Source organism: Streptococcus pluranimalium (genome assembly GCF_047785745.1).
Taxonomy (GTDB): Bacteria; Bacillota; Bacilli; order Lactobacillales; family Streptococcaceae; genus Streptococcus; species Streptococcus pluranimalium_B.
In genome coordinates this window covers 1-8,988 of record NZ_JBLOJT010000074.1, presented here as the reverse complement: position 1 = coordinate 8,988, position 8,988 = coordinate 1, and the positions used below count along the sequence as shown (strand labels likewise).

Sequence of the window (8,988 nt, the reverse complement as noted above, 5' to 3'; positions counted from 1 at the left end):
ATAATAACCTTATTACTCAGTAGCTTCTGGTTGACTATTTGCATCACTTGTCGCTTCTGTTGAATGGTTGGAATTAGAAGAACTGCTTGAACTACTTGATGAAGAGGTCTGATTACCATTATCAGCATCTACCTCCTCAGAAGAGGATGACGGTTGCGTCGACGATGGTTCAGGAGTTGTTAGATACAGTGTTACCATTTCTCCAGATGAAAGTTCAACAGTCATTCCTGCATAGGGATATTGTGCATAAACCGTTGATGATGACGACGGTTGAGCTGAATCTGTCTGAATCTGAGAAGCTTTAAATCCTAGGTCTAATAAAGCATTTTTGGCATCTGCATAGCTGTAACCAACTAAAGTTGGAATTGTTACTGTTGAAGCAGTTGCTACTTCAAAAACAATCTTATCATTACCTGAAGGGTTAAAATCTTCTCCAGCTTCTGGAGTCTGACTAACAATTTCTCCCGGTTCATATTGATCAGTTGTAACTTCTTTTTTGACAATTTGACTTTTAGACAAACCATAATTTTCTGTCAAGTCACTAACAGCATCTCTATATGACATCCCAGTATAATCTGTCATAACAAAGCGTTTAGAACCTTTTGAAACTAGCAGATCAACTTCACTTCCCTCTTTTTGAGTTGTACCTGATTTCGGTGTTGTTGAGATGACCTTTCCTTCCTCAACACTATCACTTTCTTTACGAGAAACAGACCCTACAGTCAAACCAGCCTCTTCTAGAGTAGCTTGAGCTTCGTGGATAGTTTGTCCTGAGACATCAGGAACTGTTGCACTATCATTGCTACTTAACATAAAGAAGAATGCAAAACCGGCTAATAATAAAACGAGAGCCAAAATGAAAAATCTAAATAGGCGTTTCCAAAAGGGTTTCTTGGCCTTTTTAGATGACGACGGTTTAGAGGCCTCTTTTTGAGAAGCTCCTTGTTCTTTTGTCATTTCCACAGCAACGGGAGCAACTATTGGTTTAGGCGTCTCTTTTACAGGTGAAGGCTCAATTTTAGGAAGGGTCTTAGTATCTGCTGTATCTTGAAAGACCACTTTTGCTTCGTTTTCCCTTCTTGGATCCAAGGAAGTTGTCAAGTCATAGTACATCTTAGTTGTAGATCCATAGCGATTCGAAAGTTTTTTAGCTGTCGCTTTGATAACAACATTCTCCAAAGCTTGTGGAACATTTCGATTTTCAAAAATGATCGATGGTAAAGGTTTCTGAAAATGTTGCAATGCAATCGTAACAGCACTATCACCATCAAATGGGATATGACAAGTCAACATTTCAAACAACATGATACCCATAGCGTAAATATCACTTTGTATCGTTGCTTTTGAGCCACGTGCTTGCTCCGGTGATAGGTAATGAACACTTCCTAACATCGAATTTGTCTGTGTCAAACTTGTCTCTGCAAAGGCTACAGCAATCCCAAAATCAGTTACCTTGGCTACCCCATCTTTTGTCAAAAGAACATTCTGTGGTTTCAAATCACGATGAACAATTCCTTTTTGATGAGCTAACTGCATAGCTGATAGCACCTCACTCATGATACGGACTGTCTCAGTATTAGAAAGAGGTGCATGATCTTGAATATACTTCTTTAAATCTGGACCATTAACGTATTCCATGGCAAGAAATTGTTGTCCATCTTCTTCGCCAATATCTCTGATAGCTACAATGTTAGGGTGATTTAATTCAGCCATAGCACGCGCTTCTCTCTGGAAACGTGTAACTGCAATTTGATCTGTTTGATAATTGGTTCTAAGTACCTTAATAGCCACTTCTTCATTATCCAAAATCAAATCATGTGCCAAATAAACATCAGCCATACCACCGCGACCGATAGATTTTAAAATACGATAACGCCCAGCAAACAATTTGCCGATTTGGATCATTAAGCATCCTCCTCGTTATAAGCAACCAAGACAACTGTAATATTATCAAGGCCACCTGCTTCATTTGCCGCATCAACTAAGTTTTCTACCTTCTCTTGAAGCGTCTTATCCGATAAGATAATCTCTAATTTATCTTGACGATTTACCATGTTGGATAAACCATCACTATTAACTAAGATAAAATCACCTGATTGAAGAGGTTGGATCCCAAGATCGATATCTAGTGGGCTAGCCTGTCCGATAGATTGGGTAATAATATTCTTTTGTGGATGGACTGCTGCTTCTTCTTCTGTTAGTTGGCCAGCTTTTACCAATTCGTTAACCAAAGAGTGATCACTTGTTAATTGTGTATACTCTCCATCACGAATTAAGGCTATGCGAGAATCACCAACATGAGCATATAACACAACATCTTGAACAAATGCTAAAACTTCAATTGTTGTGCCCATTCCACTGAACTCTTCTGAAGCTCCTAACGCATGAATCTTTTGATTCTCTGCTTCAATCGCTACCAACATCCAGTCTCGGATTTGCTCAAGATCAGTATAATCGGTATCTGCCCATTGACTACCTATATCTGTAACAGCCATCTCACTAGCAATATTTCCAGCGCGATGCCCCCCCATGCCATCAGCTAAAACGACAAGTGTCACATCGCTCTGATTTTTGTATTGATTTACAAAATCTTGATTATTGGAACGTTTCTTTCCAATATCAGTTAACAGTGAAATTTCTATCATCTATATGTCTTTCTGACGAATGCCAGCTTTCCTCCTACTAAGTCACTAGGCTTTTTTACGCAATTTTGCAATAAAGAAACCATCGGTATGATACTGTTCCGGCGTAATTAACAAACAGCCATCTACTACAATATCTTTCTTATCGTGATCTAAAGCTACTTGCTCAAAATCAGGATGACTAGCCAAAAAAGCTTTAATAACTTCTTGGTTTTCTTCTCTGAAAATAGTGCAAGTACTATAGATTATTATACCACCTTTACGCAAGGTTTGACAAACACTAGATAGAATCTCTAGTTGAATTGCCTGCAAACTAGCAAAATCCAGACTATCCTTATTGTATTTAATATCTGGTTTTCGACGGATGAGACCAATCCCTGAACAAGGTGCATCAACTAAAATTTTATCAAAACTTTCTGCTGGAAAGGCATTTGCAACCTCTCTAGCATCCAATTGTTTGGTTTTAATCTTATCAGCCAGTCCAAGCCTCGTTGCATTTTCTTGAATCAGTGACAATTTATGATCATATAAATCTAGTGCAGTAATTTTTCCAGACGATAAATAAGAAGCCATGTGTACTGTCTTGCCACCAGGAGCAGCGCAGGCGTCTAAAATCAATTCTGGACCTTTAATATCAAGGGCCGGAGCTACTAATTGACTGGTCTCATCTTGAATAGTAATAGCACCATTTTTAAAAGCAATGCTTGAAGCAAAATGTCCTGATGACTTGGTCAAGCCAACTGGTGATAAGGACGAATAATCTGCCTGAAAGTTTTCCTTGAATTCTTCAAGTCGATTAGTTTCTGTCACACGAATACTCGCCTTATTCCGCTCAAAGAGACTGGCAAAGATTTTTTCTGCTCGCTCTTGACCATATTGTTCGATGAGTTTTTTTACTAACCAGACTGGAAGGGAATATTTAATAGAATAACGTTTATTAACACGCTTAATAGTGTCAATATTTGGTAAATCAACTGAGGTTACTTTACGAAGAACAGCGTTGATTAATTTTTCAGCTCCTCTATTGTTACCACGATTTTTAGCAATGGCAACTGCATCATTAACGACCGCATGAGCAGGTAACTTATCCAGATAAATCAGCTGATAAGCACTAAGCATGAGCAAGTCATAAACCCAAGAATCCAATTTATCTCTATCTTCGATAAAATGCGCCAAATACCATTCTAGGGTGATTTTACGTGCAACAGTCCCATAGACAATCTCCGTAATCAATCCCTTGTCTCTATCATCATAGTGACGATTATTAAGTAAGCTATTGAGAGCAATATTGGAATAAGCTTCTTCGTGAAAGACTTTCTCTAGGGCAATTAAGGCGCCTCCACGCGCCATTTTTTTCCAATCATTCGCCAAAGCTATCACCAACTTCTAGATCACGTCCAAGACCATTGAGAAAATCTGAAATAGCCATCTGTGGTTTTCCAAAAGGTTGGACACGTTTGAGAGAGAGGGCACCGTTACCTGTTGCCACAACAAGAGTTTTTTTGGTCTTTTCAATAATGTAACCCGGCTGTCCTTGTCCATCAACGCGTTCACCTTCATAAATTTTGAAACGTTTACCATTCCAAAGAGTATGAGCAATGGGCCATGGATTTAGACCACGGATAAGGTTGAAAATCTCTTGATTAGATTTGGTCCAATCAATGCGCTCTTCCTCAGATGAAATATTCGGTGAGAAAGTAACCTGAGTCTCATCTTGTGGTTCGGGTTTAATATTACCAGCGATATAGTCTGGCAAGGTCTTCAAGAGCAGATCACGTCCAAGAATGGCTAATTTTTCAAACATGGTTCCCAAATTATCCTCATCAGTGATAGGAATGGCAGCCTTAGCAATCATATCTCCCGCATCCATTTGACGAACCATTTCCATGATGGTAATCCCTGCTTCCTTATCACCATTAATAATAGCGTATTGAATAGGAGCTCCACCACGGTACTTAGGTAACAAAGACCCATGAACGTTAACGGCAAAATCAACCGAATCTAGAAGTTTTCCTGGTAAAAATTGTCCAAAGGCCGCTGTCACAATACCATCTGCACCAAGAGCCATAATATCTGACATCTCTTGACTGCCAGATAACTTTTCTGGCTGATAAACTGGAAGATTATGTTCTAAAGCAACTTCTTTTACTGGGGTCATTTTGATTTCTTTTTTACGACCAACAGCACGGTCAGGCTGAGTGACAACAGCTAAAATGTCATATGAGCCATCAGCGATGATTCCTTTCAAGACAGTTGCCGCTAAATCAGGGGTTCCCATGAAAATTAATTTTGATTTTGTCATATTGTTTCACTTCTACTTTCTGATAATCTTACTTATTTTACCATAAATCCAATAAGAATGAGGTTAGGCAATAGCCTCTGTTCTTTAATCATCACCAAGAAAAAAGGCTATCAAATCTATTTTTTGAATGATCAATTATTGAGACGACGCATGGTAGGCTAACATTGCTTACAGGACTTCGTGAGAAAATGCCATACGTCTCTTGTCACCTACATAAGCATTTTTAACTTGAAGACTATTTGAATATCTTCTAGATAAGCAACCTCTGAAATCCTTCACATCATATTTTGCGGTTCATTATCAATAGTCACACGAAGTTCCTTATTTTCTGGTTTTTGAGTCCATTCTAAAAGAGCATTTAGTGCTGTTTCTAGCTGTTCCTCAAAGCGATACTTGATGATAATCTGATAATGAAATGTATTATGGGTTCTAGCGATAGGTTTAGGTGTTGGACCTAAGAACCTGGCATGCTCTGACAGATGACCTTTTAAACCTTTTAAAACATCGTAAGCTTTACGAACAACTTCTTGTTCCTCTTGGTGAGATAAGGTGATACCCACTGTGTAATAGTAGGGTGGGTAGCCCATCTTCTGACGAATCTTCATTTCATAGGCATAAAAACCTTCAAAATCTTGTTTCTGAGCAAAACGGATAGCATAATGATCAGGATTATAAGTCTGCACTAACACTTCGCCTGCCTTATCAGCTCTGCCAGCCCGCCCAGCTACCTGCGTTAAGAGCTGAAAAGTTCGCTCACTTGCCCTAAAATCCGGTAGGTTGAGCGAGGTGTCAGCATTTAACACCCCGACCAAAGTGACATTCGGAAAATCCAATCCCTTTGCAATCATCTGTGTTCCCAAGAGGATATCAGCTTCGTGATTTCCAAAGGCTTTAAGGAGACTTTCATGAGCACCTTTACGACGAGTCGTGTCCACATCCATTCGTAGGATGCGAGCTTCTGGCAAAAGTTCTTGTAATTCATCAAAGGCCTTCTGAGTCCCTGTACCGTAGTAACGAATACTCCTACTCTGACAAGACGGGCATTCCCACGGAATAACCTTTTGAAAATCACAATAATGGCAATTCATAGTCTTAGTATCCATGTGAAGGGTCAAAGAAATGTCACAATTAGGGCATTCATCTACGTAACCACATTCACGGCACATGACAAAACTAGAATAACCACGGCGGTTGAGCATGAGAACAACTTGCTCTTGTTTAGCTAATTTTTCTTGTATCTTTTCTAATAATGAAGGGGTAAAATTACTGGTTTCCTGTTGACCAATATAATCTCTGAAATCAACAACCTCAACCCTAGGAATGCTGGCGTTAGGATTAGCTCTCTCAGTGAGTTCTAAAAAGTAGTAGACACCTTTACTTGCTCGAGCCCGTGTTTCAATAGCAGGCGTTGCTGAACCTAGCACTAAAGCTGCTTTGTGAGTTTTGGCTCTTAATAACGCCACATCTCTGGCATGATAACGAGGATTGGATTCTTGCTTATAGGTCGCTTCATGCTCTTCATCGATAATAATAGCACCGATATTATCAAGTGGTACAAAAATAGCTGACCTTGCTCCAACCACAACCTTAGCTTGCCCAGATTTTATTTTACGCCATTCATCAAATTTCTCACCGTCAGAAAGTCCCGAATGCATGATAGCTACTTGCTCTCCAAAGCGTGAAATAAAGCGATTGGTCATCTGTGGAGTCAAGGAGATTTCGGGAACCAGAACGATAGCTGTCTTTCCCATTTTTAAAACACGATCAATCACATGCAAATAAACTTCCGTTTTCCCAGAACCTGTAATCCCTTCTAGGAGAAAAGGCTTTGCTTCTTCTTGATCGATAGCTTTTGAAATAGCATCAACAGCCTGAGTTTGCTGATAATTTAAGGCAAGAAAATGACTGCTTTCAACCGACTCAAAATAAGCCGCTGATCGCTGCACTTCTTCTTGACGTTCAATGAGAGCACCTTCTTGAATGAAATAATTGACTACATCTCTTGAATATTGTTTATTAAGGTCACCAGATTTTATAGAAAAAGAATCGTCTTGTGATAGTAACCAAACTTTAGCTTCCTGACGCTTTTTAGCTCGATTAGAGACTTCTAAACCAGCCAAAGCTGACTTATCCAAATCTAAGAATTTTTCAGTCTTGACCTTCTTTTTGTCACGAGCTACGTAATCCACTCGTATCAGTTTGGCTGCAATGAGACGATTAACCTGTTTTCGTTTGTTTTCTGGAATATCTGAATAAGAAAGACTCTCACATCTTCCAAAAATAGTTTCTTTATCACGATGTGATAACCCCTCACTTGGCTGGAGACGCTTATCATATTGCGAGTTAAGAAGACTGGGAATCATGCTTTTAAGCAATGTGATTTTATAAGAAAAGACAGTCTTTCGCATGTCATCTGCTAACCGTAATTGTTCCGGATTCAAAACAGGTTCCAAATCTAGCAGATCTACAATAGATTTTAAGTCTTTAGGATCAGCATTGTTTTCGAGCGAAACGACAAAACCTTGCAACAGTCTATTACCTCTTCCAAAAGGCACATGAACTCTTGAGCCAACTTGTATTAGCTCTTCAAACATTTCTGGCACTGAATAGGTGAACGGTTTGTCCGTTTGCATCAAGGGCACATCAACAATAATTTGAGCTTGCATAAGTCTCCTTTTGAATTAAGCGATGGTGATAATCGGATTGTTAGTATTCCTCTGAAAATTGAAAAAAGCTAAGATTGCAATCAACCTTAGACTTTTTGTCCCTCTTCTTGTTCTTCTTTTGCGATTTGTTCTTTAATCTTGCGTTCTTCTTCTTCTTTAGCAAGACGCTCCACTTCTGCTTTACGACGTACAGATTCACGTTTTGCGACTGGATCTGGATGGATGGTTACATATCCAGCTTCAATCTCTTCCAAAGCACGAAGTGTTGATTTTTCAGATTTGAATTCTTTAGTTGCTTTGGCACCATCTTCTAATTCGTGGGCACGTTTAGCTTGTAAAATAACCAAAGAATATTTTGAAGGCACTTTATCCAATAATTTATCAATCGAAGGTTTTAACATCATAAGCGTTTTATCTCTTTTCTAAATCCTATTTACTTGCACTTGTTTTCGCAATCATCTTATCATAGCGACCAATGACACGTTCTACACGGAAATGTTCTGCTTCTATGATGCGCTTAACCCGTTCCGCAGCGAGTGGCACTTCATCGTTAACAACGGCATAATCGTACTCTCGCATCAAGGCAATTTCTTCGCGGGCGCGCTCGATACGGTGGGCGATAACCTCTTGACTATCTGTTCCACGGCCAACTAAACGATCTTCTAATTCTTCCAAATCTGGAGGTGTTAAGAAAATAAAGACACCATCTGGCACTTTTTGTTTTACTTGAATAGCTCCTTGAACTTCAATTTCAAGAAAAACATCAATCCCCTTATCTAAAGTTTCATTAACGTAGGTTAGTGGTGTTCCGTAGTAATTACCAACATACTCCGCATATTCTAGCATTTGCCCTTGACGAATAAGTTCTTCAAACTCTTCACGGGTTCTAAAGAAATAATCAACACCATCAACTTCACCGGGTCTTTGAGGACGTGTCGTCATTGACACTGAGTATTCAAATTTGTGATCTGGTGTCGAAAAAATCTCTTGTCTAACTGTTCCTTTTCCAACACCTGATGGTCCTGAAAAGACAATTAACAAACCACGTTCAGACATCATATTCTCCTTAGAAGTATTTTCTATCTATTATACCAAATAGGTAAGATATTTCAAGTTAATTGAACAGCTTTTCCAATTGGTCATGTAGCGTTACAATAGATGTGAGACCTACAAGAAAAAAAGAAGAAACCTTGTAAGATAAGAGTACCACACACCCATCAAAAAGGAAGCTTCTCATGACTAGTATATCACAAAACAATCGCTACTTGCCACATACACTCAATACCCGCTATCATGCCGTTAAAACTTATCGAAATGGTGTCTCAGTTGACTTCATCTGTCGACGATATAAGGTAGCTAAAGCCTCTCTTATGCGCTA

At 39.1% G+C, this 8,988-nt stretch carries 7 protein-coding genes and 1 pseudogene; 1 reads left to right on the top strand and 7 read right to left on the bottom strand.

All coding sequences use genetic code 11. The features are described 5' to 3' along the window. Positions 1 to 12 precede the first annotated feature (12 nt). From pknB to gmk, 7 genes are all read right to left on the bottom strand, one after another. A complete protein-coding gene (gene pknB, locus ACMZ6U_RS07705; RefSeq protein ID WP_416107647.1) occupies positions 13 to 1,905 on the bottom strand; it encodes a Stk1 family PASTA domain-containing Ser/Thr kinase in 1,893 nt (630 codons plus the stop codon). Beyond that, on the bottom strand, positions 1,905 to 2,642 hold the full coding sequence (locus ACMZ6U_RS07700; protein ID WP_416107649.1) for a Stp1/IreP family PP2C-type Ser/Thr phosphatase: 738 nt from the start codon (positions 2,640 to 2,642) through the stop codon (positions 1,905 to 1,907). The genes pknB and ACMZ6U_RS07700 overlap by 1 nt, the downstream gene beginning before the upstream one ends. A gap of 48 nt (positions 2,643 to 2,690) precedes the next feature. Next, positions 2,691 to 4,013, bottom strand: coding sequence for a 16S rRNA (cytosine(967)-C(5))-methyltransferase RsmB (gene rsmB / locus ACMZ6U_RS07695; RefSeq protein ID WP_416107645.1), 1,323 nt, complete (start codon positions 4,011 to 4,013; stop codon positions 2,691 to 2,693). Next, positions 4,003 to 4,944: a methionyl-tRNA formyltransferase gene (gene fmt / locus ACMZ6U_RS07690; protein WP_416107643.1), complete on the bottom strand. Its 942-nt coding sequence runs from the start codon at positions 4,942 to 4,944 to the stop codon at positions 4,003 to 4,005. Before fmt ends, rsmB begins: the two co-directional genes overlap by 11 nt. Before the next feature lie 275 nt (positions 4,945 to 5,219). Further along, complete coding sequence (locus ACMZ6U_RS07685) at positions 5,220 to 7,610, bottom strand: primosomal protein N' (protein ID WP_416107641.1); 2,391 nt, start codon at positions 7,608 to 7,610, stop codon at positions 5,220 to 5,222. Between the two features lie 86 nt (positions 7,611 to 7,696). Next, positions 7,697 to 8,014 carry a DNA-directed RNA polymerase subunit omega gene (rpoZ, locus tag ACMZ6U_RS07680; RefSeq protein ID WP_416107639.1) on the bottom strand — a complete coding sequence of 106 codons (318 nt, stop codon included), beginning with the start codon at positions 8,012 to 8,014 and terminating at the stop codon, positions 7,697 to 7,699. Positions 8,015 to 8,039: 25 nt separating this feature from the next. Continuing rightward, positions 8,040 to 8,666, bottom strand: a complete 627-nt coding sequence (gmk, locus tag ACMZ6U_RS07675) for a guanylate kinase (RefSeq protein WP_416107637.1) — start codon at positions 8,664 to 8,666, stop codon at positions 8,040 to 8,042. A gap of 179 nt (positions 8,667 to 8,845) precedes the next feature. On the opposite strand from gmk, the pseudogene ACMZ6U_RS07670 reads away from it, so the two are divergent. Beyond that, a pseudogene (locus ACMZ6U_RS07670) lies at positions 8,846 to 8,988 on the top strand (IS481 family transposase); the annotation flags it as partial.

Bases quoted from the DNA above. Each gene is read 5' to 3' on its own strand.
- ACMZ6U_RS07685 (WP_416107641.1), bottom strand. From the start codon at position 7,610: ATGCAAGCTCAAATTATTGTTGATGTGCCCTTGATGCAAACGGACAAA.
- rpoZ (WP_416107639.1), bottom strand. From the start codon at position 8,014: ATGATGTTAAAACCTTCGATTGATAAATTATTGGATAAAGTGCCTTCA.
- gmk (WP_416107637.1), bottom strand. From the start codon at position 8,666: ATGTCTGAACGTGGTTTGTTAATTGTCTTTTCAGGACCATCAGGTGTT.
- pknB (WP_416107647.1), bottom strand. From the start codon at position 1,905: ATGATCCAAATCGGCAAATTGTTTGCTGGGCGTTATCGTATTTTAAAA.
- fmt (WP_416107643.1), bottom strand. From the start codon at position 4,944: ATGACAAAATCAAAATTAATTTTCATGGGAACCCCTGATTTAGCGGCA.